Source organism: Streptomyces sp. YKOK-I1, assembly GCF_054660435.1.
This window is the reverse complement of record NZ_BAAGDR010000001.1, coordinates 4,391,567-4,418,033: the sequence shown is the minus strand read 5'-3', so window position 1 is coordinate 4,418,033 and position 26,467 is coordinate 4,391,567. Positions and strand designations below refer to the sequence as shown.

23 protein-coding genes, 1 tRNA gene and 1 riboswitch are annotated in these 26,467 nt (G+C 70.5%); of the genes, 15 read left to right on the top strand and 9 right to left on the bottom strand.

The window, feature by feature from the left end; translation table 11 throughout:
- The first annotated feature begins 89 nt into the window (after positions 1 to 89).
- The 10 genes from ACYQ8Q_RS19210 to ACYQ8Q_RS19165 all read left to right on the top strand — a co-directional run bounded on the left by ACYQ8Q_RS19210 (position 90) and on the right by ACYQ8Q_RS19165 (position 11,803).
- On the top strand, positions 90 to 1,073 hold the full coding sequence (locus tag ACYQ8Q_RS19210; protein WP_460066455.1) for a nucleoside triphosphate pyrophosphohydrolase: 984 nt from the start codon (positions 90 to 92) through the stop codon (positions 1,071 to 1,073).
- Positions 1,070 to 2,383 (top strand): cytochrome P450 family protein, encoded by a 1,314-nt coding sequence (locus tag ACYQ8Q_RS19205; protein WP_460066453.1) that lies wholly within the window; start codon positions 1,070 to 1,072, stop codon positions 2,381 to 2,383. Before ACYQ8Q_RS19210 ends, ACYQ8Q_RS19205 begins: the two co-directional genes overlap by 4 nt.
- Before the next feature lie 194 nt (positions 2,384 to 2,577).
- Entirely contained in the window at positions 2,578 to 3,555 is a 978-nt protein-coding gene (locus ACYQ8Q_RS19200; protein WP_460066451.1) for a transglycosylase family protein, read from the top strand.
- Between the two features lie 208 nt (positions 3,556 to 3,763).
- Positions 3,764 to 3,933: riboswitch (cyclic di-AMP (ydaO/yuaA leader) on the top strand.
- A gap of 3 nt (positions 3,934 to 3,936) precedes the next feature.
- Positions 3,937 to 4,650 (top strand): transglycosylase family protein, encoded by a 714-nt coding sequence (locus tag ACYQ8Q_RS19195; protein ID WP_460066449.1) that lies wholly within the window; start codon positions 3,937 to 3,939, stop codon positions 4,648 to 4,650.
- A 331-nt stretch (positions 4,651 to 4,981) separates the two neighbouring features.
- Positions 4,982 to 6,277: a phosphopyruvate hydratase gene (gene eno, locus ACYQ8Q_RS19190; RefSeq protein ID WP_460066448.1), complete on the top strand. Its 1,296-nt coding sequence runs from the start codon at positions 4,982 to 4,984 to the stop codon at positions 6,275 to 6,277.
- Positions 6,278 to 6,412: 135 nt separating this feature from the next.
- Positions 6,413 to 6,889, top strand: coding sequence for an FtsB family cell division protein (locus tag ACYQ8Q_RS19185; RefSeq protein WP_460066447.1), 477 nt, complete (start codon positions 6,413 to 6,415; stop codon positions 6,887 to 6,889).
- Positions 6,890 to 6,915: 26 nt separating this feature from the next.
- Positions 6,916 to 7,434, top strand: a complete 519-nt coding sequence (locus tag ACYQ8Q_RS19180; RefSeq protein ID WP_460066445.1) for a DUF501 domain-containing protein — start codon at positions 6,916 to 6,918, stop codon at positions 7,432 to 7,434.
- 93 nt (positions 7,435 to 7,527) lie between these two features.
- Positions 7,528 to 8,487 (top strand): Ppx/GppA phosphatase family protein, encoded by a 960-nt coding sequence (locus ACYQ8Q_RS19175; protein WP_460066443.1) that lies wholly within the window; start codon positions 7,528 to 7,530, stop codon positions 8,485 to 8,487.
- A 434-nt stretch (positions 8,488 to 8,921) separates the two neighbouring features.
- On the top strand, positions 8,922 to 10,307 hold the full coding sequence (locus tag ACYQ8Q_RS19170) for an NAD(P)/FAD-dependent oxidoreductase (protein ID WP_460066441.1): 1,386 nt from the start codon (positions 8,922 to 8,924) through the stop codon (positions 10,305 to 10,307).
- A 206-nt stretch (positions 10,308 to 10,513) separates the two neighbouring features.
- Positions 10,514 to 11,803: a class I SAM-dependent methyltransferase gene (locus tag ACYQ8Q_RS19165; RefSeq protein WP_460066439.1), complete on the top strand. Its 1,290-nt coding sequence runs from the start codon at positions 10,514 to 10,516 to the stop codon at positions 11,801 to 11,803.
- 61 nt (positions 11,804 to 11,864) lie between these two features.
- Here the strand turns inward: ACYQ8Q_RS19165 and ACYQ8Q_RS19160 are convergent, their stop codons facing one another.
- Complete coding sequence (locus ACYQ8Q_RS19160) at positions 11,865 to 14,393, bottom strand: ABC transporter permease (RefSeq protein ID WP_460066438.1); 2,529 nt, start codon at positions 14,391 to 14,393, stop codon at positions 11,865 to 11,867.
- Positions 14,393 to 15,163: an ABC transporter ATP-binding protein gene (locus ACYQ8Q_RS19155; RefSeq protein ID WP_460066436.1), complete on the bottom strand. Its 771-nt coding sequence runs from the start codon at positions 15,161 to 15,163 to the stop codon at positions 14,393 to 14,395. The genes ACYQ8Q_RS19160 and ACYQ8Q_RS19155 overlap by 1 nt, the downstream gene beginning before the upstream one ends.
- Positions 15,164 to 15,581: 418 nt before the next feature.
- Between ACYQ8Q_RS19155 and ACYQ8Q_RS19150 the strand changes: the two genes are divergently transcribed.
- The 3 genes from ACYQ8Q_RS19150 to ACYQ8Q_RS19140 all read left to right on the top strand — a co-directional run bounded on the left by ACYQ8Q_RS19150 (position 15,582) and on the right by ACYQ8Q_RS19140 (position 18,103).
- Positions 15,582 to 15,665, top strand: a tRNA-Leu gene (locus ACYQ8Q_RS19150).
- A 175-nt stretch (positions 15,666 to 15,840) separates the two neighbouring features.
- Positions 15,841 to 17,016, top strand: a complete 1,176-nt coding sequence (locus tag ACYQ8Q_RS19145) for a 4-hydroxybenzoate 3-monooxygenase (protein ID WP_460066435.1) — start codon at positions 15,841 to 15,843, stop codon at positions 17,014 to 17,016.
- A 202-nt stretch (positions 17,017 to 17,218) separates the two neighbouring features.
- Positions 17,219 to 18,103, top strand: a complete 885-nt coding sequence (locus ACYQ8Q_RS19140; protein ID WP_460066434.1) for a Bax inhibitor-1/YccA family protein — start codon at positions 17,219 to 17,221, stop codon at positions 18,101 to 18,103.
- Positions 18,104 to 18,209: 106 nt separating this feature from the next.
- Here the strand turns inward: ACYQ8Q_RS19140 and ACYQ8Q_RS19135 are convergent, their stop codons facing one another.
- On the bottom strand, positions 18,210 to 18,437 hold the full coding sequence (locus ACYQ8Q_RS19135) for a DUF4287 domain-containing protein (RefSeq protein ID WP_358991680.1): 228 nt from the start codon (positions 18,435 to 18,437) through the stop codon (positions 18,210 to 18,212).
- Positions 18,438 to 18,541: 104 nt separating this feature from the next.
- Between ACYQ8Q_RS19135 and ACYQ8Q_RS19130 the strand changes: the two genes are divergently transcribed.
- Positions 18,542 to 18,853, top strand: a complete 312-nt coding sequence (locus tag ACYQ8Q_RS19130; RefSeq protein WP_460066432.1) for a hypothetical protein — start codon at positions 18,542 to 18,544, stop codon at positions 18,851 to 18,853.
- 104 nt (positions 18,854 to 18,957) lie between these two features.
- On the opposite strand, the gene ACYQ8Q_RS19125 is transcribed toward ACYQ8Q_RS19130, so the two are convergent.
- The 3 genes from ACYQ8Q_RS19125 to ACYQ8Q_RS19115 form a co-directional block, all read right to left on the bottom strand.
- On the bottom strand, positions 18,958 to 19,749 hold the full coding sequence (locus ACYQ8Q_RS19125) for a hypothetical protein (RefSeq protein ID WP_460066431.1): 792 nt from the start codon (positions 19,747 to 19,749) through the stop codon (positions 18,958 to 18,960).
- 281 nt (positions 19,750 to 20,030) lie between these two features.
- On the bottom strand, positions 20,031 to 21,251 hold the full coding sequence (locus ACYQ8Q_RS19120) for an acetyl-CoA C-acetyltransferase (protein ID WP_460066430.1): 1,221 nt from the start codon (positions 21,249 to 21,251) through the stop codon (positions 20,031 to 20,033).
- A 107-nt stretch (positions 21,252 to 21,358) separates the two neighbouring features.
- Complete coding sequence (locus ACYQ8Q_RS19115) at positions 21,359 to 22,405, bottom strand: SGNH/GDSL hydrolase family protein (protein ID WP_460066429.1); 1,047 nt, start codon at positions 22,403 to 22,405, stop codon at positions 21,359 to 21,361.
- Positions 22,406 to 22,554: 149 nt separating this feature from the next.
- On the opposite strand from ACYQ8Q_RS19115, the gene ACYQ8Q_RS19110 reads away from it, so the two are divergent.
- The gene (locus tag ACYQ8Q_RS19110) at positions 22,555 to 23,943 is read left to right on the top strand and encodes a cystathionine beta-synthase (RefSeq protein WP_460066428.1); all 1,389 of its coding nucleotides are present in this window, start codon (positions 22,555 to 22,557) and stop codon (positions 23,941 to 23,943) included.
- A gap of 359 nt (positions 23,944 to 24,302) precedes the next feature.
- Here ACYQ8Q_RS19110 and ACYQ8Q_RS19105 read toward each other — a convergent pair whose 3' ends face one another.
- The 3 genes from ACYQ8Q_RS19105 to ACYQ8Q_RS19095 form a co-directional block, all read right to left on the bottom strand.
- Positions 24,303 to 24,731 (bottom strand): hypothetical protein, encoded by a 429-nt coding sequence (locus ACYQ8Q_RS19105; RefSeq protein WP_460073396.1) that lies wholly within the window; start codon positions 24,729 to 24,731, stop codon positions 24,303 to 24,305.
- Between the two features lie 120 nt (positions 24,732 to 24,851).
- Positions 24,852 to 25,784 (bottom strand): ABC transporter substrate-binding protein, encoded by a 933-nt coding sequence (locus ACYQ8Q_RS19100; protein ID WP_460066426.1) that lies wholly within the window; start codon positions 25,782 to 25,784, stop codon positions 24,852 to 24,854.
- Between the two features lie 20 nt (positions 25,785 to 25,804).
- The gene (locus ACYQ8Q_RS19095) at positions 25,805 to 26,467 is read right to left on the bottom strand and encodes an ABC transporter permease (RefSeq protein WP_460066425.1); all 663 of its coding nucleotides are present in this window, start codon (positions 26,465 to 26,467) and stop codon (positions 25,805 to 25,807) included.

The window sequence follows — 26,467 nt, the reverse complement described above, 5'->3', positions numbered from 1 at the left end:
GAAGGTGTGACCGTACGACGGTATGACCGGCCGCCCGGCCTGTGGACAACCGGGCGGAGCGGTCGGCGGGCGTGGGTTACGTTCGGGGTGTGAACGATGTGACCGCACCCTCCGGCTCCCCGACGGGCCGAGTCGTCCTGCTGACCACCAGCCACCGCGTCGCCCCCGGCCTGCTGTCCTGGCCCGCCTGGCAGGTCCTGCGCGAGGCGGACCGGGTGCTGTGCGCCGACGGCGCCCACCCGCAGCTGCCGTATCTGCGCGAGGCGGGGATACGGGTGGAGGAGTCCGCCCCGACCGCCGAGGACCTGCTCACCGCCTGCGCGGGCGGACGCACGGTCGTGGTCGTGGCGACCGGCGAGGGTGAACCGGCCCTGACGGACGGACTGGCCCGGCTGGCCGGCTCCGGCCGGGTCGCGATGCCCGAGCTGGAACTGCTCCCCGCCTCCTACGACCTCCCCGGCGCCCGCCTCCTCGACCTGATCCAGGTCATGGACCGCATCCGCCGCGAGTGCCCCTGGTCCTCCCGGCAGACCCACAAGGGCCTCGCCAAGTACGGCATCGAGGAGGCGTACGAACTCGTCGAGGCCATCGAGGACGGCGACCGCGACGAGCTCCGCGAGGAACTGGGCGACGTCCTCCTCCAGGTCGTCTTCCACGCCCGGATCGCCGAGGAGGACGAGGACGCCCCCTTCTCCATCGACGACGTGGCCGCCACCATCGTCACCAAGCTCATCCACCGCCACCCGCATGTCTTCGGCGACGCCACGGCCACCACCCCGGAGGAGGTCAAGGCGCACTGGCTGCGCACCAAGGCGGTGGAGAAGCAACGGGAGTCCGTCACCGACGGCATCCCCCTCCACCAGCCCGGTCTCGCCCTGGCCGCGAAGCTGTCGTCGAGAGTGCGCTCGGCCGGCCTCGACGTCCCCCTGCCCGCCGCCGCGGGCATCGGCTACGAACTGCTCGCCCTCGCCACCCGGGCTGAGGCGGAGGGCATCGACCCGGAGGAGGCCCTGCGTGCGGCGGCCCGCGTCTACCGGGACACCATCCGCGAGCGGGAGAAGCAGAAGAAGTGACCAGTCGGCCCCACTCCCCGATCGCCGCCGTTCCACCCGCCCCCGAGCTCTTCACCTGGGAGTTCGCCACCGATCCCTACCCGGCCTACGCCTGGCTGCGCGAGCACGCCCCCGTGCACCGGACCCGGCTGCCCAGCGGAGTGGAGGCCTGGCTGGTCACCCGGTACGCCGACGCGAAGCAGGCCCTCGCCGACCAGCGGCTCTCCAAGAACCCCGCGCACCACGACGAGCCCGAGCACGCCAAGGGCAAGACCGGCATTCCGGGCGAGCGCAAGGCCGAGCTGATGACGCATCTGCTGAACATCGACCCGCCGGACCACACCCGGCTGCGGCGGCTGGTCAGCAAGGCGTTCACCCCGCGCCGGGTCGCCGAGTTCGCGCCCCGGGTGCAGGAGCTGACCGACGACCTCATCGACCGGTTCGTCGGCGAGGGCGAGGCCGATCTGATCCATGACTTCGCCTTCCCGCTCCCCATCCACGCGATCTGCGACCTCCTCGGCGTACCCCGCGAGGACCAGGACGACTTCCGGGACTGGGCGGGCATGATGATCCGTCACGGCGGCGGGCCCCGGGGCGGTGTCGCGCGGTCCGTGAAGAAGATGCGCGGCTATCTGCTCGAGCTGATCCACCGCAAGCGCGCGGAACTCCCCGAGCGGCCGGAGCCCGGCGAGGACCTCATCTCCGGTCTCATCCGCGCCTCCGACCACGGCGAGCACCTCACCGAGAACGAGGCCGCCGCGATGGCCTTCATCCTGCTGTTCGCCGGCTTCGAGACGACGGTCAACCTCATCGGCAACGGCACCTACGCCCTGCTCACCCACCCCGGGCAGCGGGACCGGCTCCAGCGGTCCCTGGCGAAGGGAGAGCGCGCCCTCCTGGAGACCGGCGTCGAGGAACTCCTGCGCTACGACGGCCCCGTCGAACTGGCCACCTGGCGCTTCGCCACCGAACCCCTCACCCTCGGCGGGCAGGACATCGCCCCCGGCGACCCCGTCCTCGTCGTCCTCGCCGCCGCCGACCGCGACCCCGCCCGCTTCACCGACCCCGACACCCTCGACCTCTCCCGCCGCGACAACCAGCACCTCGGGTACGGCCACGGCATCCACTACTGCCTGGGCGCCCCCCTCGCCCGGCTGGAGGGCCAGAGCGCCCTCGCCACCCTCCTCACCCGGCTCCCCGACCTCCGGCTCGCGGCGGACCCGGCCGACTTGAGATGGCGCGGTGGGCTCATCATGCGCGGACTGCGCACCCTGCCCGTGGAGTTCACCGCGGTGCGTGGCCGGCCGGTGGCACACAGAGAGCTGACCTGAGGTCAGCCGCAGTGTGACCGTCCGATGCAGCAAAGGTGACCAACCCTCAAGTCTGTGATCTTCACGTGATCTGCGCGGCATTAACTTGTGACAAGTGATCGTCTGCCGATACGTTCGGTCGTCAGCGCGGCGAACTCATGTGCGCTCACGTCGTCCGTCGCGCCGGTCACTGCTGTCCAGAGAAAGGCCCTCGCATGCTCTCCGGGAACGGTCGGCACCGCCGCCCCCGTCAGGCTCCGGCCCTCCTCGTCGCGGCCGGAGTGACCGGCTCCGCCATCGCCATCCCGCTCCTCGCCGCCAGTGGCGCGAGCGCGGCCGACGGCACGGTCTGGGACAAGGTGGCGCAGTGCGAGACCAGCGGGTCCTGGAGCGCCAACAAGGGCGACGGCGAGTACGGCGGCCTGAGCCTGTCCCAGGAGGACTGGGAGGCGTACGGCGGCCTCGACTACGCCACCCGCCCCGATCTGGCCAGCCGCAACCAGCAGATAGCCGTGGCCCAGCAGCTCCTCGCCGAGGAGGGCGTCGGCGCCTGGGGCACCTGCGGGCTGACGTCCGGGCTCACCCAGGTGAACGGCGCGGCGGAGGGCGTGGACACCGGAGTGGCGGACGACGAGTCCGACTCGTCCGTGTCCTCCGGATTGTCCGACCTGTCCAAGGGGTCGTCCGACTCCGGTGACTCCGACGGATCCGGCGACTCGGGCGAGGACGCGTCCACCCCCTCGGCCGATCCGTCCGCTTCGGCCTCGGAGTTCCCTTCGTCCGCTTCCTCCTCTGAGGCGAACGACTCCGGCAAGTCCGACACTTCGGGCGATTCCAAGGATGACGCACAGGGATCCGGCGGCTCGTCCGCGACCACCCCGGAAGCGGACAACTCGGACAATGTGGTCCAGGATGTCGGGACTTGGAGCCTGGTCGACACCAGCTCCCTCGGCTCCGGCCGGCATCGCGGCGCCACCGCCGACGAGGCCGCCGCGGCCGGCACCTCGACCGCCAGTGCCGGCCGGCACGCCGCCTCCACCTACACGGTCCGCGAGGGTGACACCCTCGCCTCCATTGCCGACTCCCTTGGTATCGACGGCGGATGGCGCGCCCTTTACGCCGAGAACAAGGGCCGTATCGGCGCCGATCCGGGCGCCATCATGCCCGGTCAGACCCTCGACACAGCGGTGTAATAGGGGCGGAACGCCCCCAAAAACACCGGGAGTTCACGTCCCACTTCGCGGTGATTGTCCGGTTTGGTGAAAGTGTGGGATGAGTCTCAGAAGTCGTGATCGTCTTTGAAATTCCCGGGATGGGGTGTCTACGGTCAGGACCGCTCGGCAATCCGGGCCCCGGCCGCCGCAACGCCGAATCCTGCCAGTGGCGGCCCGGGAACAGTCGTCGCGTCAAGCGCCGTAGGCAGGAGCGGGGGACCCAAGGTAAGTGCCGGGCCCGGCGGTTGACCGCCGGAACCGGCTCGGGGTGAAGCCGCGCACCGTGAGGTGCGTGGCCGGGCAACTCAACCGGCCCGAACCCGACAGCTCACCTCGCAGGCGTCGGTGAGGGGATGAACCATGCTGTTTTCCGGCAAGGGCAAGCACCGCCGTCCGAACAAGGCCACCCGGGTCGCCGCTCTCGCGGGCGTCACCGGTGTCGCCATCGCCGCCCCGCTGATGGCGGCCGGCAACGCCTCCGCCGCCACCGCCTCCGAGTGGGACGCGGTCGCCCAGTGCGAGTCGGGCGGCAACTGGTCCATCAACACCGGCAACGGTTACTACGGCGGCCTGCAGTTCTCGGCCTCCACCTGGGCCGCGTACGGCGGCACCGCCTACGCCGCGCGCGCCGACCTGGCCAGCAAGGAACAGCAGATCACCATCGCCGAGAAGGTCCTCGCGGGCCAGGGCAAGGGCGCCTGGCCGGTCTGCGGCACCGGCCTGTCCAGCACGCCCTACGGCGGCGGCAGCTCCAGCTCCAGCAGCACCGGCTCCTCGTCGAGCTCCAGCAGCTCCAGCAGCTCGAACGGCTCCACCGCCACCCGCTCCACCGAGCAGCAGACCGCCTCCCGCTCCGCCGAGCGCCCGGCCGCCTCCAAGACGGTCACCACCCCGACCGGCAAGAAGGTCAAGAAGGGTGACGGCGAGTACAAGGTCGTCAAGGGCGACTCCCTCAGCTCGATCGCTGAGAAGCACAAGGTCAAGGGCGGCTGGCAGAAGCTGTTCCAGCTCAACAAGGACATCGTCGAGGACGCGGACCTCATCTACCCGGGTCAGCAGCTGCACCTGAAGTGACACACCCGCTTCCCGGCGGGGCCACAGGCCGCTCACATGAAGGCCCCGCACACTGAAGACCTCGTGAGGGTCCCCCCCGTCCCCACGGGCTCCCCGCTCCGGTGCGCATTCCCCCGTACGCACCGGAGCGGGGTTTTCTTTGCCCAGCTGTTCGCCTCCGCGCCACCCCCTCTTTGTTCCGATGGGGAACAATGTGTACGGTCAGTTTGTCCACGGGGCGGTCGGTCGGCTGCCGCGGGCCCCGGGGCGGATAGGCTCTAGGCGCAAGGCCCACCAAAGGCCGACAAGGCCCCTGTGCCCCGCACAACCAGCGTCACATCCCAAGAAGGAGATGCTCGTGCCGTCCATCGACGTCGTCGTAGCCCGGGAAATCCTGGACTCCCGAGGCAACCCCACGGTCGAGGTCGAGGTCGGCCTCGACGACGGCAGCACGGGTCGTGCCGCCGTTCCGTCCGGCGCCTCCACCGGTGCCTTCGAGGCCATCGAGCTCCGTGACGGCGACCCCAACCGCTACCACGGCAAGGGTGTCGAGAAGGCCGTCCTCGCCGTCATCGAGCAGATCGGCCCGGAGCTCGTCGGCTACGACGCCACCGAGCAGCGTCTGATCGACCAGGCCATGTTCGACCTGGACGCCACCGACAACAAGGGCTCCCTCGGCGCCAACGCCATCCTCGGCGTCTCCCTGGCCGTCGCCCACGCCGCCTCCGAGGCCAGCGACCTGCCGCTCTTCCGCTACCTGGGCGGCCCCAACGCGCACCTGCTGCCGGTGCCGATGATGAACATCCTGAACGGCGGCTCGCACGCCGACTCCAACGTGGACATCCAGGAGTTCATGATCGCCCCGATCGGCGCGGAGTCCTTCTCCGAGGCCCTGCGCTGGGGCACCGAGGTTTACCACACCCTCAAGAAGGTCCTGAAGTCCAAGAGCCTGTCCACCGGCCTCGGCGACGAGGGCGGCTTCGCCCCGAACCTCGGCTCCAACCGCGACGCCCTCGACCTCATCCTCGAGGCCATCAAGGAAGCCGGTTACATCCCGGGCGAGCAGATCGCCCTCGCCCTCGACGTCGCCGCCTCCGAGTTCTACAAGGACGGCAAGTACCTCTTCGAGGGCAAGGACCGCTCCGCCGCCGAGATGACGGAGTACTACGAGGAGCTCGTCGCGGCCTACCCGCTCGTCTCCATCGAGGACCCGCTGTTCGAGGACGACTGGGCCGGCTGGAAGGTCATCACCGACCGCATCGGCGACAAGGTGCAGCTGGTCGGCGACGACCTGTTCGTCACCAACCCCGAGCGCCTCGCCCGCGGCATCGAGGAGGGCACCGCCAACGCCCTGCTGGTCAAGGTGAACCAGATCGGCTCGCTCACCGAGACCCTGGACGCCGTCGAGCTGGCCCAGCGCAACGGCTTCAAGTGCATGATGTCCCACCGCTCCGGCGAGACCGAGGACGTCACCATCGCCGACCTGGCCGTCGCCACCAACTGCGGCCAGATCAAGACCGGCGCCCCGGCCCGCTCCGAGCGCGTCGCCAAGTACAACCAGCTGCTGCGCATCGAGGAGATCCTCGACGACGCCGCGGTGTACGCCGGCCGCTCGGCCTTCCCGCGGTTTCGCTCCGCGAACCAGTAGGCACAGTCGCGGCGGAGTGTCCAAGGGCTGACCCCGCCCGGGTCACGCGACAGCCAGTCGTACGTACGTCCCCGTACTCGGTCCCGTACCGTGTGCGGGGACGTACGCGCGTGTGAAAGGGGAGGCGCGAAGCCGATGGCCGCGAAGGACCGGGACCGTTTCTCCACCGCGACGAGACTGCGGGTGCTCGGCGAGCAGACCGCGGCCCGCGTCTACCGCTCCCAGACCAAGCGCCAGGCCCGCCGCTCCCGGCTGACCGGCCGCGCCGCGCTGCTCGCGCTGGTCCTGTGCACCCTGATCGTGGCGCTCGCCTACCCGATGCGGCAGTACGTCTCGCAGCGCGCGGACATCGCCGATCTGGAGCGCGAGAAGGCCGAGGCCACCCGGCGGGTGGAACAACTGCGCGATCTCAAGGCACGCTGGCAGGACGACGCGTACGCCGAGCAGCAGATCCGGGAGCGGCTGCACTATGTGATGCCGGGGGAGACCGGCTTCATCGTGATCGACCCGGACGCGGTCAAGAAGGCCCGCGCCGCACTCGGGGCGGCCGACCGCCCCTGGTACTCGAACGTCTGGGACGGGGTCGACAAGTCCGACGCCTCCGACCAGTGAACCGACAGAGAGACAGTCCCCGAAGCATGGAAACGCCCCCGCCGACCACCCCGCGCACCGAGCCCACCGACGCCGACGTCGAGGCCTTCAAGCAGCAGCTCGGCCGCCCGCCGCGCGGACTGCGCGCGATCGCGCACCGCTGCCCCTGCGGGCAGCCGGACGTCGTCGAGACGGCGCCCCGGCTGCCCGACGGCACCCCCTTCCCGACGCTGTACTACCTGACGTGCCCCAAGGCGAACTCCGCGATCGGCACGCTCGAGGCCAACGGCGTGATGAAGGAGATGACGGAGCGGCTCCAGAGCGACCCGGAGCTCGCGGCCGCCTACCGCGCCGCCCACGAGGACTACGTCCGGCGCCGGGACGAGATCGAGGAGCTGACGGGCTTTCCGAGCGCGGGCGGCATGCCGGACCGGGTGAAGTGCCTGCACGTGCTCGTGGCGCACTCGCTCGCGGCGGGCCCGGGGGTGAACCCGCTCGGCGACGAGGCGCTCGCGATGCTGCCGCAGTGGTGGGCCAAGGGGACGTGCGTGGTTCCCGCCGAGTGATCCCGCCCCCTGAACGGGCCTCGTCCTCGAACTCCCCCAGAGGGGGGACCCCCACGGGCTGATTCCGCTCACGTACGTCTCGAAAGGCACCCTATGACCCGCGTCGCCGCCATCGACTGCGGTACGAACTCGATCCGTCTCCTCGTCGCCGACTGCGACCCGCTGACCGGTGAACTGGTCGATCTGGACCGCCGTATGACGATCGTCCGCCTCGGGCAGGGCGTCGACCGGACCGGCCGGCTGGCGCCCGAGGCGCTGGAGCGGACCTTCGCCGCGTGCCGGGAGTACGCGGCGGCGATCAAGGAACTGGGCGCGGAGCGGCTGCGGTTCGTCGCCACCTCCGCCTCCCGGGACGCCGAGAACCGCGACGAGTTCGTACGGGGCGTGCTGGACATCCTGGGTGTCGAGCCCGAGGTCATCACGGGCGAGGAGGAGGCCGAGTTCTCTTTCACGGGCGCCACGAAGGAGCTCACGGGCCGAGCGGACCTGACCCGGCCGTATCTGGTGGTGGACATCGGCGGCGGCTCCACGGAGTTCGTGGTCGGCGAGGAGCACGTACGGGCCGCCCGCTCGGTGAACGTCGGCTGTGTGCGGATGACCGAGCGGCACCTGGTCGTGGACGGCGAGGTCACCGACCCGCCGACCGCCGGGCAGATCGCGGCGATGCGGGCCGACATCGAGGCGGCGCTGGACCTCGCCGAGGAGACGGTCCCGCTGCGCGAGGCGCACACCCTGGTGGGCCTCGCGGGCTCCGTGACGACGGTCTCGGCGATCGCGCAGGAGCTGCCCGCGTACGACTCGGCGGCCATCCACCACTCGCGGGTCTCCCATGAGCGGGTCCGGGAGATCACCGAGTGGCTGCTGCACTCCACCCACGCCGAGCGCGCGGCGATCGGCTCGATGCACCCGGGCCGGGTGGACGTGATCGCGGCGGGCGCCCTCGTCCTGCTGTCGATCATGGAACGGATCGGCGCGCGGGAGGTCGTGGTGAGCGAGCACGACATCCTCGACGGCATCGCGTGGTCGGTGGCGGGGGCCCCGGAGACCCCTTGAAGGGCACTCCGCTGAGCAGCTCGAATGACGTATGAGCGTCCCGGAGGGGTGCTCGTGGTGGCCGGAACGGTTCTCCACGACACCCCTGCGGAAAAGTTCGTGAAGTTCTTCACAAGGATTTCGGCCCTGGTGGGTGCCCCATGAGGGCCGGTTGGCCCTTCCGGGGGACCAACACCCGTGTGAACGTGTTCAAAAGAGGCGCGCGCGGACGTTTCGAGGAGGTCGTCCGCGGGTGTGTTTCCGGCCCCTCACCCCACCCCCGGACACCCGGAGAGGCAGCTCACGCGGCATTGACAACGCCTCGCCCTACACGCTGGTTCCCCCTCCGCGCCATGATGTGGATCACGCGGGTCGCGGAGGATAGCACACACCCTCCACAAGCTTGTGAAGGGGCGCACGAGCGGCCCCCCTTGGGCGGGTGGATACTCGATGCCATGAGCACCACGGAGCGTCCCAGGATCCTCGTAGTAGGCGGTGGGTACGTAGGCCTGTACGCAGCTCGGCGCATCCAGAAGAAGATGCGCTACGGCGAGGCGACCGTCACGGTCGTCGACCCCCGGTCGTACATGACCTACCAGCCCTTCCTCCCCGAAACCGCCGCCGGCAACATCTCCCCGCGCCACGTCGTCGTCCCGCTGCGACGCGTGCTGCCCAAGGCGGAGGTCCTCACCGGCCGGGTCACCACCATCGACCAGGACCGCAAGGTCGCCACGATCGCCCCGCTGGTCGGCGAGGCGTACGAGCTGCCCTTCGACTACCTGGTGATCGCGCTCGGCGCGGTCTCCCGCACCTTCCCGATCCCCGGCCTCGCCGAGCAGGGCATCGGTATGAAGGGCGTCGAGGAGGCCATCGGCCTGCGCAACCACGTTCTCGAGCAGCTCGACAAGGCCGACTCCACCACCGACGAGGAGATCCGCCGCAAGGCGCTCACCTTCGTCTTCATCGGCGGCGGCTTCGCCGGCGCGGAGACCATCGGTGAGGTCGAGGACATGGCCCGCGACGCGGCCAAGTACTACAAGACGGTGTCCCGCGAGGACATGCGGTTCATCCTCGTCGACGCCGCCGACAAGATCCTGCCCGAGGTCGGCCCCAAGCTCGGCCAGTACGGCAAGGAGCACCTCGAGGCCCGCGGCGTGGAGATCTACCTCTCCACCTCCATGGACTCCTGCGTCGACGGCCACGTCGTGCTGAAGAACGGCCTCGAGGTCGACTCCAACACGATCGTGTGGACCGCCGGCGTCAAGCCGAACCCGGTCCTGGCCCGCTACGGCCTCCCGCTCGGCCCCCGCGGTCACGTCGACACCGCCCCGACCCTCCAGGTCCAGGGCACCGACTACATCTGGGCCGCCGGCGACAACGCCCAGGTCCCCGACGTCGCCGCCCGCAAGGCCGGTGTCGAGAACGCCTGGTGCCCGCCGAACGCCCAGCACGCGCTGCGCCAGGCCAAGGTCCTCGGCGACAACGTGGTCTCCGGCATGCGGGGCTTCCCGCAGAAGGAGTACGCGCACTCCAACAAGGGCGCGGTGGCCGGTCTCGGCCTCCACAAGGGCGTCGCGATGATCGTCATGGGCAAGATGAAGATCAAGCTCAAGGGCCGTCTCGCCTGGTACATGCACCGTGGCTACCACGGTCTGGCGATGCCGACCTGGAACCGCAAGATCCGGGTCTTCGCCGACTGGACGCTCGGCATGTTCCTCAAGCGCGAGGTCGTCTCCCTCGGCGCGATGGAGAACCCCCGCGAGGAGTTCTACGAGGCCGCCAAGCCCGCCCCGGCCCGGGCCGCCGCCAAGCCGGAGAACGAGAAGGCCAAGGCCTCTTGATCTCCGACTGACGGCACAGCAGTACCGCCCGAAGGGGTCGCCCGCCATCCGTGGTGCGGGCGGCCCCTTCGGCCGTCCTGTCGTACCCGTGACGTCTGCACCTCTTTTTGCCCGGTCGCACCGGCCGCGCGGGACTGAACTCCGGCACCTTCCGTGTTTACGTGGAATCCGGACAGTCCGGGATCACCGTCACGGAGGTGTGCTCCATGGCCGATGCCGCGCCGCGGCTCCATGCGATCGTCGAACAGCTGCTGGGTGGCCCGCTCCCGATGCGCATCCGCGCCTGGGACGGTTCGCAGGCGGGTCCGCCCGGGGCGCCCGCGCTGGTCGTACGCAATCGCCGAGCCCTGCGCCGTATGGTGTTCAAGCCCGGTGAGCTGGGTCTGGCCCGCGCCTGGGTCGCCGGGGACCTGGAGATCGAGGGCGACCTCTTCGTCGCCATGGACGTGCTCTCGGGGCTCGTCTGGGAGCGCGGCGACGACGCCCGCTCTCTCGTCGAGGCCCTGGGCGACCCCCGGTTCCGCTCGGCCGCCCTGGGGCTGCTGAAGATGGCCGGATTCCCGCTGCCGCCCGCCCCGCCCCGCGAGGAGGTGCGCCGCACCCGGCACCGCCACACCCGCCGCACCGACCGACGGGCCATCAGCCACCACTACGACGTCGGCAACGACTTCTACGAGATCGTCCTCGGCCCCTCCATGGTGTACTCCTGCGCCTACTGGCCGGCCCCCGGCGCCACCCTCGAACAGGCCCAGTGCGACAAGCTCGAACTCGTCTGCCGCAAGCTCGCCCTGAAGCCGGATCAGCGGCTGCTCGACGTCGGCTGCGGCTGGGGGTCCATGGCGATGCACGCGGCCCGTGAGCACGGGGTGCGGGTCGTCGGGATCACCCTCTCCCAGGAGCAGGCGGCCTACGCCCGCAAGCGCGTCGCCGACGCCGGCCTCACCGACCGGATCGAGATCCGGGTGCAGGACTACCGGGACGTCACCGACGGGCCGTACGACGCGATCTCCTCCATCGGCATGGCCGAGCACGTGGGCGCCGAGAAGTACCTGGAGTACGCGAACTCCCTGTACGACCTGCTCACGCCCGGCGGGCTGCTGCTCAACCACCAGATCGCCCGCCGGCCCGAGCGCGACGAGTCCGCGTACGAACTGGACGGGTTCATCGACGCCTACGTCTTCCCCGACGGCGAACTGGCCCCCCTCGGCACCACCGTCACCCAGCTCGAACGGGCCGGTTTCGAGGTCCGGGACGTGGAGTCCCTCCGCGAGCACTACGCCCTCACCCTGCGCCACTGGGTGGCCCGCCTGGACGACGACTGGCAGCGCGCCGTAAGGATCGGTGGTGCCGGCCGGGCCCGGGTCTGGCGGCTGTACATGGCCGCCTGCGCCGTCGCCTTCGAACGCAACCGCATCGGCGTCAACCAGGTCCTCGCCGTCCGGGCCCCCGAGTCCGGGGAGTCCGGGATGCCCTTGCGCAGCCGTACCTGGAACTGAGCGCACGAGGACAGGGAAGGGGCCCCGCGTCGTGTGACGCGGGGCCCCTTCCGGGCGTCGGCTACTCCGACTTGATCGCCGCCAGCATGTTCAGCCGGGCCGCCCGCCGGGCCGGCCACAGCGCCGCGAGGACCCCCACCCCGGCGGCCAGCAGCAGGAACACGGCCATCCGGTCCCAGGGCAGGACGAGTTCGTACGTCGTCATCTTCGTGCCGAGCAGCTCACCGGCCGCCCAGCCGAAGAACACGCCCAGACCGATGCCGAGGACCCCGCCGAACAGGGAGATGACGAGGGACTCCAGCCGGACCATCCGCTTGACCGCGCGGCGGTCCAGGCCGATCGCCCGCAGCATGCCGATCTCCTGCGAACGCTCGAAGACCGACATCGCCAGCGTGTTGATGACACCCAGCACGGCGACGATCACCGCCATGGCGAGCAGACCGTAGAGCATGTTCAGCATCAGGGTGAACATCTGTGCGATGGAGTCGGACAGGTCCTGCTTGCTCTGCACCTTGATGGCCGGGTTGGAGCCGAGGGCCTTCTCCAGCCGGTCCTTGGCCGCGTCGGAGGCGCCGCCGGACGTCTTCACCATGACCTGCATGTCGTCCGGGGAGTCCTGGTGCGGGGCGAGGGTCGCGGTGTCGAGCAGGACCCCGCGGAACAGCTCGTTGGCCCGGTAGACCCCGGAGACGGTCAGCCGCTGCTTGGCGCCGTCCTCGTACGCCACCCGGAACGCCGAACCGGCCTTCCAGCCGAACGACTTCGCGGTGTCCTCGTCGACCACGACCTTCGTGCCGCCCACCTCGAACGTGCCGTCGTCGACCGGCAGGTCGGTCAGCTCGGCGAAGGCGGAGCCGTTCACGGCGGTGACGTTCTCGGTGGTGCCGTCGATCCGGGCCAGCGCGTTGCGCATCGGGCTGGTGACGGTCACGCCCTCGGCCGACGTCAGCTTCTTCTCGACGTCCGGGGAGAGCGGGTTGCCGTTCGCCATCGACACCATGTAGTCGGCGCGGATCGCCGAGGACGCCATCTTGTCGATCGACTTCTGCAGACTGCCCGCCATCACCGTCATCCCGGTGATCAGGGTGAGGCCGATCATCAGCGCCGAGGCGGTGGCGGCCGTACGGCGCGGATTGCGCACCGAGTTCTGCCGGGCCAGCCGGCCGGAGACCCCGAAGATCCGCAGGACCGGCGCGGCCGCCGCGATCAGCGGGCGGGACAGCAGCGGGGTCAGGATGAACACCCCGATGATCAGCAGGACCGCGCCGACGCCCATGGGGGCCTGGCCGTCCGAGCCGTCCATCGTCGTCGCGTACAGGACGGTCGCGACGCCCGCCGCCGAGAACAGCGCGCCCAGCGTGTTGCGCAGCACCAGCGACTTGGTGGTCGCCTTGGCGTGCAGGCTGCTCATCGCGGCGACCGGCGGGATCTTCGCGGCGCGGCGGCCGGGCAGCCAGGCGGCCAGCACGGTGATGACCACACCGACGGCGAACGAGGCGGCGACCGTGCCGGCCGACACGATCAGCGGGCCGTCGGGGACGGACGCCCCCAGGGTCCCCATCAGCGTGCGCAGTCCGGCGCCGATGCCGATGCCGACCACGAGACCGGTCGCGCCGGCCACCAGGCCCACCACGAAGGCCTCGATCAGCACCGACCGGGTCACCTGGCGGCGGGAGGCGCCGACCGCGCGCAGCAGCGCCAGCTCCTTGGTGCGCTGGGCGACCAGCATGGTGAAGGTGTTGGCGATGATGAACGTGCCGACGAACAGGGCGATCCCGGCGAACACCAGCAGGCCCTGCTTCAGACCGCTCATCGAGGAGGCGATGAACTCGGCCTGCCGGTCGGCGAGCTGCCGGCCGGTCTCGGTGTCCACCCGGTCGCGCGGCAGCGCCGCGTCCAGGGCCGTGCGCAGCTCGGTCTGCGTGGTGCCGGCGGCGGCCTTCACATCGATCTCGTCGTACGTGCCCGCCTTGCCGAACAGCTTCTGCGCCGTCGGGGTGTCGAACAGGGTGAGGCTGCCGCCGGCCGCGACATTGCCGTCGTCGGTCCGGAAGATGCCGGAGACGGTGGGCGTGAGCACCGGGCCGTCGACGGAGAGGCGCAGCCGGTCGCCGACCCGGTAGCCGGTGCGCTCGGCGGTCTTCGCATCGAGGGCGACCTGGTCGGGGCCCTGCGGAGCCCTGCCTTCCGCCAGGGGGTAGCGGGGGTCGTCGGTGCCCCAGTAGTTGCCGCCCTGGGACTGGAAGCCGTCACCGACGAGCTTGCCGTCCTGGTCGGCGACGGCGGTGAAGCCGGTGACGACCCCGATGGCGGACGCGGCGCCGGGCACCTCGGCGCTCTTCTTCCGCAGGGCCTCGGTCAGGTCGGGCGTCTCGACGATCCGGTCGCCGACGTCCGGCTGGGGCTGGGCGGTGACGGCCACGTCGACCTGGTCGAAGCCCTTGGCGGAGCTGTTCTGCAGGGCGTTGGACAGGGTGTTGGTGAAGACGAGGGTCCCGGAGACGAAGGCGACGCCGAGCATCACGGCGAGCACGGTCATCAGGAGCCGGGTCTTGTGCGCGAGGACGTTGCGCAGGGCGGTGCGGAACATCAGCTGGTACGGCCCTTCGCGTCGAACTGCTTCATGAAGTCGAGGACGGTGTCGGCCGTCGGGCGGTACATCTCGTCCACGATCCGCCCGTCCGCGAGGAACACCACCCGGTCCGCGTACGCCGCCGCCACCGGGTCGTGGGTCACCATCACCACCGTCTGGCCCAGTTCCCGCACGGAGTTGCGCAGGAAGCCCAGCACCTCGGCGCCGGAGCGGGAGTCGAGGTTGCCGGTCGGCTCGTCGCCGAAGATGATCTCGGGCCGGGAGGCCAGGGCGCGGGCGACGGCGACGCGCTGCTGCTGACCGCCGGAGAGCTGGGAGGGACGGTGGCCCAGCCGGTCCTTCAGGCCCACCATCGCGATGACCGAGTCGAGCCACTCCTTGTCCGGTTTCCGCCCCGCGATGTCCATCGGGAGGGTGATGTTCTCCAGGGCGGTCAGTGTCGGCAGCAGGTTGAACGCCTGGAAGATGAACCCGATCTTGTCCCGGCGGAGCTTGGTGAGCTGCTTGTCCTTCAGCGAGCCGAGCTCGGTCTCGCCGATGCGCACCGAGCCCGAGGAGAAGGTGTCGAGACCGGCGACGCAGTGCATCAGGGTGGACTTGCCGGACCCGGAGGGGCCCATGATCGCGGTGAACTCGGCCTGCCGGAAGTCGACGGAGACCCGGTCCAGGGCGACCACCTGGGTCTCGCCCTGCCCGTAGATCTTCGAGAGGTCCGTGGCGCGTGCGGCCACGGCGGTGGACCGTTCGGCGAGGGGGCTGGTGGTCACGGAAACGCGCTCCTGTCGGGACGAGGGGTGTGGGGTCCTGGGGACCTCGAACCATCGTTCCGGCGTCCGGCGGCCCTGTAGTCAGTCGCTGTTCCGGTTCTGAAGGCAGACTCCGGTCGGACCGCGGACCGCCGTGTCATACCTGGGGATGACACCCGTCCCGGAGAGAGGGACCCCCGTCCGGGGGAGACGGTTCGTCAAGAACCGGTGGAGCACCCTCGTTCGGGCGGTGAAATTCCGTCATTCCGCATGCACAGGCGGTCGCCGCGCGCCAGGCTACTGGCAAGTGCGGATGGCCAGTTCCAGGTGCTGATGCACCCTCAGACGTCAATAAAATAAGACAACATCGGTCCACTCTTCCGCTGTTCGGGGGACGGATCCCGATAGGGTCGGAAGCTCAACGCGGAGCCCAAGGCCTGCCCAGATGGTGGAATGCAGACACGGCGAGCTTAAACCTCGCTGCCCCTTCGCGGGCGTGCCGGTTCAAGTCCGGCTCTGGGCACTTCCGACACCTCGTCGATCGTTGCATCCTCCATTGAAGCGTTGACATCGCGGTGCCCTCGGCGCACACTCACGCAGGGTTGTAGTGAAGAAAACTTCACTGTGCGAACAGCAGCACATCAGAACAACCGCACATCCGATCACCCGCACATCCGATCACCCGAAGGGAACGCCCGATGCGCACCACCGTCGGCATCATCGGCGCCGGCCCGGCCGGCCTGCTCCTCGCCCGTCTGCTCCACAACGCCGGCATCGACTCCGTCGTCCTGGAGAGCCGCGACCGGGCCTACGTCGAGCACCGCCAGCGCGCCGGGATCCTGGAACAGGGCACGGTGGACGTGCTGCGCGCGGCCGGCGCCGGGGAGCGCATGGACCGCGAGGGGCTGCGCCACGACGGCATCGAGCTGCGCTACGACAGGAACCGCCACCGCGTCGACTTCCCCGCCCTCACCGGCGGCCGGTCCGTGACGGTCTACGCCCAGACCGAGGTCTGCAAGGACCTCATCGCCCTCCAGCTCAAGGAGGGCGGCCCGCTGCTCTTCGAGGCCGAGGCGCTGGCCGTGGAGGGCGCCGCCACCGACAGCCCGCGCGTGCGCTTCCGGCACGGGGGCGTCGAGGACGGCCTGGAGTGCGACTACGTCGTCGGCTGCGACGGCTTCTGGGGAGTGGCCCGGAGCGCGATCCCGGCGGAGCTGACCCGCGTCTTCGAACGGACGTACCCCTTCGGCTGGCTCGGCATCCTCGCCGACGTGCCGCCCTCGCACGACGAGCTGGTCTACGCCCGCCACGACCGCGGCTTCGCCCTGCTGTCCATGCGCTCCCCGTCCGTCTCCCGCCTCTACCTCCAGGTGCCCGAGGGCACCGACGCCGAGAGCTGGGGCGACGAGGAGATCTGGGACGAGCTGGAGCGCCGCTTCGAGACCGGGGACGACTGGCGGCTGGAGCGCGGGCCGATCACCCAGAAGTCCGTCACCCCCATGCGGTCCTACGTCCACGAGCCGATGCGGCACGGCCGGCTCTTCCTCGCCGGGGACGCCGCCCACATCGTCCCGCCGACCGGCGCCAAGGGGCTGAATCTGGCCGTCGGGGACGTCGTCACCCTCGCGCGGGCGCTGTCGTACGAGAAGGAGACCGGGTCGGCCGAGCTGCTCGACGCGTACTCGGAGACCTGTCTTCGGCGGGTCTGGCAGGCCGAGCGGTTCTCGTACGACATGACGACCCTGCTGCACCGCGCACCCGACGCCACCCCCTTCGAGGACCGGCTCCAGATCGCCCGGCTGGAGCGGATCACCTCCTCGCGCGCCGCCGAGACCGACCTGGCCGAGGGGTACACCGGGTTCCCGTTCGGGTGATCGACCGCACGGTCTCCGGCCGGTTCCGGCCAGGTCGCAGGTTGGTCATGAAACAGGCCCTCCACTACCGGGAATCAGGACGCCACGTAGCGTGTTGCGCAGCACGACGAGGGAAAGATCCTCCCCAAGCAGTAGGGTCAATCCTTTGCCTACCTATTACTCTTGACGCCAAGGCCGCGCACGGCGGCCATGGAGGAGTGAAATGAGGAGCAGAAACCCGGTCTTCTCGCGACGGGGGTTCAGCCGCGACAACGGCTACGCGGGCTTCAACGCGACGCCGCAGGCCGGGGGACCCGCTGTCGGCACGCAGGCCAACCCGTACGCGCAACAGGCGGGCAACCCCTACGCGCAGAACCCTTACGCCCAGCAGGTGGGCGCCCCGCCGCAGGCCCCGGTCGCCCCGGGCGCCATGACCATGGACGACGTCGTCGCGCGCACCGCGACCACGCTCGGCACCGTGATCGTCACGGCGGTCCTGTCCTGGCTGCTGCTGCCCGTGGACGAGGCCAACCTCGGCAAGTCCTACGGCATCGCGGTCGTCGCCGGTCTGGTCGCGATGGTGCTGGCGTTCATCCAGTCCTTCAAGCGCCGCCCGGCTCCCGCGCTGATCCTGTCGTACGCCGCCCTCGAGGGCGTCTTCCTCGGCGTGATCTCGTCCACGGTGTCGACGTACATCGCGGACGGCGTGGTCGTCCAGGCGGTCCTCGGCACCATGGCGGTCTTCGCCGGCGTGCTGGTGGCCTACAAGGCCGGCTGGATCCGCGTCAACCGCCGCTTCTACGGCTTCGTGATGGCCGCGGCGCTCGGCTTCGTCCTGCTGATGGCCGTGAACCTGCTGTTCACCGTCTTCGGCGGCGGCGACGGCCTGGGCTTCCGCAGCGGTGGCCTCGGCATCGTCTTCGGGATCATCGGCATCATCCTGGGTGCCTGCTTCCTCGCCCTGGACTTCAAGCAGGTCGAGGACGGCATCGCCTACGGCGCCCCGCGCGAGGAGGCCTGGCTCGCCGCCTTCGGCCTCACGCTGACGCTGGTCTGGATCTACATGGAGTTCCTGCGACTCCTCGCCATCCTCAACCAGAGCGACTGAGCACGACCGCGGCTGTAGCGGTCGCAGGTCGTACGGTGTGAAAGGGCCCCGGGTTTCCCCGGGGCCCTTCGTCATGTCCGGTGTGCATGTCCTGCCGGTGTGCGCGCTAGGCGAATTTGCGCGCGGCCCTCCTCAGCTCGTACTCGTGGATGATCGCCTTGGCGTGGCCGTACGCGAGATTGTGCTCGTGGCGCAGCCAGCTGACCTTCTCCTCGAAGCGGAGAGCGGGGCCTTCGTCGACGGTGCGCAGCCAGTCGGAGACTTCACGGCCGGTGCAGTGGGGGATTCGGGCGAGCAGATTGCGGTGGGTCTCCTCGGAGAGGACATGGGACATCGGCGCCTCCGGTTGCAAAGGGGATGTAAGCCGGTCCTTCAGGTCACGGTGCCTGAGCGTTCGCCCGTTGGCAACAGTCCGGGTGCGACGCGTACGCTCACGGCGTGGTGGATACGACGTCTCTGACCCGTGCGGTGGATCACTTCGCCGATCGTTTGCGTGCCGCTCCGCAGAGCCGCTTGCAGAGAGGGGCGGCGGCCGAGGCGCTGGGGCTGGCCCGGGAGTTGGCCCGGTGGGCGCAGCGGATCGAGGAGCCCGGGGCGGAGCTTCGGGAGATGCCGGATGCGGGGATGTTCGCCGCCGCCGATCAGATCACTGTGGCCGTGCATGATCTGGCGGTGGTGCTTTCCGACGACGGCCAGGTCGATGAGGCGGTGCGGTTGGTCGCGGAGGCGCAGAAGCGGGCGGGGGTCTGAGGTGCGTTCGCGGGTGCGGGCGCGCGGTGGCTGATCGCGCCCACGCGGCGGAGCCGCACATGGGTACAGCCCCGCGCCCCCTGAGGGAACTCCCCGCCCGGTGCTCACAGGCTCGCGATGACCCTGTCCGCCAGGATGTAGACGTTCTCCTCGCCGCACGCGAACGTCAGGGTGTACGCGCCCGAGATGCCCGAGCCGCCCAGGAGGTACGGGGTCTCGCCCGCGGTGAGGGCGGTGGCGAGGCGGTCGGCCGTCTCGCGGTGGCCCGGGGTCATGCACAGGGTGGTGCCGTCGGCGAAGACGTAGACGTCGAGGGTGCCGAGCGGGCCCGGGCGCACGTCGGTCAGTTCGGTGCGGGACGCGGCCAGTTCCTCCAGTGCGGCGACCGTGCGTTCGTGGTCGTTGACGACGGGTGACTGGACCGGGACGAAGTCGGGGTGGGAGGGGTGACGGCGGCGGGCCGCGGCCAGTTCGGGGGAGTCCCCGGCGAACTCGTCGGCGTCCGCGGGCGGCTCGGTCACCGGCTCCAGCGGCTCCAGGCCCACGAAGTCGGTCTGCCGGGGCAGGAACAGCTCGCTGTCCGGCAGGCCCAGCAGGGAGGGGGCGTCGGAGGCGTCACGCGCCTCCTGGGCGGCCCAGAAGGCGCGCGCCTCGGCCAGCTCCCGCTCCCGCTCCTCCGCGAGCGCCTCGGCCACGGCCGCGCGTATCTCGGCGGTGTCCGTGGTGCTGCGGGCGGCCGGGACGAAGCCCCGCCGCTCGGCCGCGAGGTTCTCGGCGAGCTGGGTGTGCAGGGCGGCGACCTGCCGGCGCAGCTGCAAGAGGGTGCGCAGGACGGCGACGCCCACGGCGCCCGTGGCGGCCGTGGTGACCAGCAAGGCGATCGGCATGGCGCTCACTGACGTACTCCCGGTTCAAAGTCGACCCCCGACTTCCTACATCAGCTTGAAGGGCGGACTATCCCGCTGTCAGTGCGTAACGTCACGAAACGGACAGGAAATTGGGTGGGTGGTTTGGTGGTGAACGGCGCTGAGCTGCGTAAATCCCTGACAGAGGGAGATAGGTCACATCCTGGGGGAGATTGGATCACAAAACGGCCCGGAGTCCAGGGGTTTCCCGGACTCCGGGCCGTGACGTGACGACAGGTGCCGAAGCGGTCACACAGAGACGTCCGGAGGGATCAGCTCAGGCGCTCGATGACCATCGCCATGCCCTGGCCGCCGCCGACGCACATCGTCTCCAGGCCGAACTGCTTGTCGTGGAACTGGAGGGAGTTGATGAGCGTGCCGGTGATCCGGGCGCCCGTCATGCCGAAGGGGTGGCCGACGGCGATGGCGCCGCCGTTGACGTTCAGCTTGTCGAGGTCGATGCCCAGGTCGCGGTAGGAGGGGATCACCTGCGCGGCGAACGCCTCGTTGATCTCGACCAGGTCGATGTCGTCGATCGTCAGACCGGCGCGGCTCAGGGCCTGCTTCGACGCCTCCACCGGGCCGAGGCCCATGATCTCGGGGGAGAGGCCGGAGACGCCCGTGGACACGATCCGGGCGAGCGGGGTCAGGCCCAGCTCGCGGGCCTTGGTGTCGGACATGATGACGACCGCGGCGGCACCGTCGTTGAGCGGGCAGCAGTTGCCGGCCGTGACCAGGCCGTCGGGGCGGAAGACCGGCTTCAGGCCCGACACGGCCTCCAGGGTGACGCCGGCGCGCGGGCCGTCGTCCTTGCTGACCACGGTGCCGTCGGGGAGGGTCACCGGGGTGATCTCCCGCTCCCAGAAGCCGTTCTTGATGGCCTCCTCGGCGAGGTTCTGCGAGCGGACGCCGAACTCGTCCATGTCCTGGCGGGTGACGCCCTTGGCGCGGGCCAGGTTCTCCGCGGTCTGCCCCATCGCGATGTAGGGGTCGGGGAGCAGGCCGTCCTCGCGCGGGTCGTGCCAGGTGGAGCCCTCCTGGGAGGCGGTGGCGACGGTGCGCGCCTCGGCCTCGGCGAAGAGGGGGTTCTTGGTGTCCGGGAGGCCGTCGGAGCTGCCCTTGGCGTACCGGGAGACCATCTCGACGCCGGCCGAGATGAAGACGTCGCCCTCGCCGGCCTTGATGGCGTGCAGGGCCATGCGGGAGGTCTGCAGCGACGAGGAACAGTAACGGGTGATCGTGCAGCCGGGCAGGTGGTCCATGCCCATCTGCACGGCGACGATCCGGCCCAGGTTGTAGCCCTGCTCGCCGCCGGGGAGGCCGCAGCCGAGCATCAGGTCGTCGATGTCCCTCGGGTCCAGCTCGGGGACCTTCGCCAGGGCGGCCTGGATGATCGTGGCGGTGAGGTCGTCCGGGCGCAGGTCCTTCAGGGAGCCCTTGACGGCGCGGCCGATCGGGGAACGGGCGGTCGAGACGATGACGGCTTCGGGCATCACGGCTCCAGTGGCGGAAGGGGTTCGTTCGGGCACGGCTGCTTGGGAAGTTACCCGTACGTATGGCCCGGGTCACGGTGGTGGGGGTGTGACCCTGGCCGCACTTTCTAAGCGCTTGCTTGGTTCGGGGCGGGCTGGCTCGGCTCCGCCTCCTCGACCCTCCTCCTGCGACGCCGCTTCAGCAGGGCCCAAGGACCCCGCGGGCCCGTCGGCATGGCCGCCGTGACCTCGGTACCGGCCTCCGACGCCGCCTCCGCCGCGGCGCGGGCCACCGGCAGGAAGCCCTCGCGGCGGGAGACGTCCGGGCGCTCCTCCTCCGCCGGCCAGAGGCCGAGGGCGGCGCAGAGCGTGGGCAGGACGGCCATCGCGGCGGTCGCGTACCCCTCCGCCGAGGGGTGGTAGTGGTCGGGGCCGAACAGCTCGCGGGGGTTCTCCTCGAACTCGGGACCGAGCAGGTCGCCCAGCGACACGGTGCGGCCGCCCTGTTCGATCACGCCGATCGTCTGGGCGGCCGCCAGCTGACGGGAGGCTCTGCGGGCCAGCCAGCGCAGGGGCTGCGGGACCGGCTCGATCGTGCCGAGGTCGGGACAGGTGCCGACCACCACCTCCGCACCGGCCGTGCGCAGCCGCCGTACCGCCGCCGACAGATGCCGCACCGAGCGGGTCGGCGGCATGCGCTGGGTGACGTCGTTCGCGCCGATCATGATCACGCAGATGTCGGGCACCTGGTCGGAGGTGCCCAGGATCAGCGCGACCTGCCGGTCGAGGTCGTCGGACTGGGCGCCCGGCAGGGCGACGTTGCGCAGCTCCACCGGGCGTTCCGCGACCGCCGCGAGGCCGGAGGCCAGCAGCGCGCCCGGGGTCTGGCCGGAGCGGTGGACGCCCTGGCCGGCCGCCGTGGAGTCGCCGAGCAGCACCAGCCGCAGGGGCGGTGCGGCGGGGGTGCCGGGGGCGTCGTACGTCCGGCCGTAGCGGCCGTCCGCGTGCGGGACCCGGTGGTGCTCGCCGCCGCCGTTCACATGGCGCCGGGCCAGCTGCGCCTCCGCCAGCAGCAGTCCCACGACCGCCGCCCCGGCCAGGCCGATACCGCCGCCGCCGTAGGCCGCGCCGGCCGCGATGCGCCGGGCCACTCTCGCCCTCGACATGCTCGTCATGCCTCGCCGCCACCTCCTTCTGTCCGCACACCCACTCCTTGCCCCGTACGGACCGTCGGCCAATCTCGGCCGGGAGTGAACCTCACGGACGGGCCGTAGGCTGGCGTAACCACTACGACCACTGTTTTTGCAAGCAACCGGAGACAACGGTGCGATTCCACGACTCGATGATCAGCCTCGTCGGCAACACCCCGCTGGTGAAGCTCAACAGCGTGACCCAGGGCATCCAGGCCACCGTTCTGGCCAAGGTGGAGTACTTCAACCCGGGCGGCTCCGTGAAGGACCGCATCGCCCTGCGCATGATCGAGGCCGCCGAGAAGAGCGGGGAACTGCAGCCGGGCGGCACGATCGTCGAGCCGACCAGTGGCAACACCGGGGTCGGGCTGGCCATCGTGGCGCAGCAGAAGGGGTACAAGTGCATCTTCGTGTGCCCCGACAAGGTGAGCACCGACAAGATCAACGTGCTGCGGGCGTACGGCGCGGAGGTCGTCGTCTGCCCGACCGCCGTGGACCCCGAGCACCCGGACTCCTACTACAACGTCTCCGACCGGCTGGTGCGCGAGACGCCGGGAGCCTGGAAGCCCGACCAGTACTCCAACCCCAACAACCCGCTCTCCCACTACCACTCCACCGGCCCGGAGCTGTGGGAGCAGACGGAGGGGAGGATCACGCACTTCGTGGCGGGCGTGGGCACCGGCGGCACCATCTCCGGCACCGGGCGCTATCTGAAGGACGCCAGCGACGGCCGTGTGCAGGTCGTGGGCGCCGACCCCGAGGGGTCCGTCTACTCCGGCGGCTCCGGGCGGCCGTACCTGGTCGAGGGCGTCGGTGAGGACTTCTGGCCCTCCGCATACGACCGGACCGTCGCCGACGAGATCGTCGCGGTCTCCGACAAGGACTCCTTCCAGATGACCCGCCGCCTGGCCAAGGAGGAGGGCCTGCTCGTCGGCGGCTCCTGCGGCATGGCCGTCGTCGCCGCGCTGCGGGTCGCCGAGCGGCTCGGCCCCGACGACGTCGTGGTCGTGCTGCTGCCGGACAGCGGCCGCGGGTACCTCTCGAAGATCTTCAACGACGAATGGATGGCCGACTACGGCTTCCTGGAGGACGAGGGCCCGTCCGCGCGCGTCGGCGACGTCCTCAGCGACAAGGAGCACGGCGCGATGCCGTCCCTCGTCCACATGCACCCGGACGAGACGGTCGGCCAGGCCATCGAGGTGCTGCGCGAGTACGGCGTCTCGCAGATGCCGATCGTGAAGCCGGGCGCCGGCCACCCGGACGTCATGGCCGCGGAGGTCGTCGGCTCGGTCGTCGAACGCGAGCTGCTCGACGCGTTGTTCACCCAGCGCGCCTCCCTCTCCGACCCGCTGGAGAAGCACATGTCGGCCCCGCTGCCGCAGGTCGGCTCCGGCGAACCGGTCGGCGACCTGATGACCGTGCTCGGCTCCGCGGACGCCGCGATCGTCCTCGTCGAGGGCAAGCCCACCGGTGTGGTCAGCCGTCAGGACCTGCTGGCCTTCCTGGCCAAGGGCGGCAAGTGACGGCGAACGTCCGGTGAACTGCCGGTGCCGGCGGCGAAGTTCCGTTTACCCACCGAAGTGGGGGACTTCGCGGAAGTGGTACGAGCGCGTCACGTCCGCGCAGCACACGCTTAACACGGGTCCGGCACATTAGTGGGTGTCGGCAGGGCGGGAGCGGCTCCCCGCCCAGGCCGGCAACCGAACGGCGTCACGGACCTCCGGAGCGGCTCCCGGACCTCCACCGACGCCACGGACGCGCAAGCCCGGCCTGACCCGGCCCGCGTCCCTCGCGGGGACCGCCGTCGTCCCGCCCCCCGGTAACGGGGGTGCGGCGGTCCCCGCGACACATCTCTTTTCCCCGTCGTTTCTCTGTCGCCGGGTCAGTCCTTCCAGTCGTCGTCCTTCGGCGACCGGCGGCGGGCGCCGCCGAACAGACCGGGGTTGCTGCGGGCGGCCTGGACGGCGTTGACGCCGACGATGCCCGCCCAGGTGACGATCAGCCCGGGCAGATGCGCGGTGCCCGCGCCGATCGCGGACAGCGGGACCGCCAGCACCAGCGAGACGATGCCGAAGCCGAACCGCTCGCCCCAGGAGTCCGTGGCCCTCGGGGAACGGGAGTCACGGGCCGTCGCCGTCTGCGCCTGAGCGAACCCCCTGCGCACCCGGCGCTCCACCGCCGCGTCGATGCGCTGGTCGACCTTCTCCAGGAAGGAGTCCACCAGCGCGGACTCGTACTCCTCGCCCAGCTCCCTGCGGGTCTGCAGAGTGGCGTCGAGTTCCTTCTTCAGGTCGCTGTCGCGCGCGTCCATGGTGGTCTCCCATCCCGTCATGGACCTCCACGGTAGGGACCGCGGGCGCGCCGCGCACGGGGGACAGCCCCCGTCTTTCGGGTCGGGTTCACCGGGGTGCACCCGACCCGGGGGCCTCGCCTACTTCGTGAGCCCGTGCTGCTTCGCGTACGCGTTCGCCACGTCCTCGGGGTCCTTCTTGTCGTTGTCGACCTGGCTGTTGAGCTGGGTGAGCTGCTCGGTGGTGAGCACGTTGCCGAGCCGCGCGAGGGCCTTGCGGACCGTGTCGTCGGCCTTGCGGTCGGCGATGAGCGGGACGATGTGCTGGCTGGGGATGAGGTTCTTCGGGTCGGTCAGCACCACCCAGTCGTTGGCCTCGATGTCGGTGTCGGTGGTGAACAGGTTCGCCACGTCCACATCGCCCTTCCTCAGCGCGCCCTTGACCAGCGGTCCGTCGGAGTCCAGCGACTTGAACTCCTTGAACTCGACGCCGTACACCTCCTTCAGACCGACCGCGCCCACCCGCCGCTTCTTCACCTCGGGCGCGGCGCCGATGACCAGCTTGCCGTTCTGCGCGGCCAGGTCGGCCAGGGAGGTCAGACCGTACTTCCGCGCGGTCGCCCGGGTGACGACGAAGCAGTCGGAGTCGGCCGCCTGTCCGTACGGCAGCACCTGGAGGCCGCCGGGCAGCGCCATGGTGAGCGCGTTCTGCATGGTGCCGGGCTCGGCGGAGTCGTCCTTGGGGGCGAGATAGTTGAGCAGGGCGCCCTGGTACTCGGGCAGCAGATCGATGTCGCCCGCCCTGAGCGCGGGGATCACGATCTCCCGGGTGCCGAGGTTCGGGCGGACCTTCACCTTGACGCCGGCCTGGGTGAGGACGGCCGCGTAGAGGTAGCCCAGCACCTGGTTCTCGGTGAAGTTGGCGGTGCCGATGGTGATCCCGCCCTTGCTGGAGCCGCCGCCACCGCCGGTGGAGCCCTGGCCGTCGAGGGAGGTGATGCCGCTCGCGCAGGCGGAGAGCGCGGGGACGGAGGCCGCGGCGAACAGTCCGCCGAGGAGAGTGCGTCGGTTCATGGTGGGTGTTCCCTAGTTCCCTAGGCGGTGCGGTGGCGGAAGAGGAGGCGCTGGAGGCCCGAGAGCAGCAGGTCGAGCGTGACGGCGACCACGGCGACCAGCACCGCGCCGCCCATCACCTGCACGAGGTCGCGCTGGGCCAGGCCGTCGAAGACATAGCGGCCGAGGCCGCCGAAGGAGACGTACGCGGCGATGGTCGCCGTGGCGACGACCTGGATGAGCGCGAGCCGCAGGCCGGTCATGATCAGGGGGAGCGCGAGGGGCAGCTCCACCTGGAGGAGGACCTGGTGGCCGCGCATGCCCTGGCCGCGGGCCGCGTCCTTGACCTCGGGGTCGACGGCCGTCATGCCCGCGTAGGTGTTGGTGACGATCGAGGGGACCGCGAGGGCGACCAGCGCGACGTACACCGGCAGCATCGACAGCCCGCCGGCCAGGAAGACCAGCACCACCAGGCCGACGGTCGGCAGGGCTCGCCCGAACGACGCCAGGTTGATGGCGAGGAAGGCGCCCTTGCCGGTGTGGCCGATGAGGAGTCCGAGGGGAAGGCCGATCGCGGCCGCGATGAGGGTGGCGAGCAGCGAGTACTGGAGGTGCTCGGCGAGCCGGTGGGCGATGCCGTCGGAGCCGGACCACTGGGCGCCGTCGGTCAGCCAGGAGCCGAGGTTCCTGAAGAGTTCGTACAT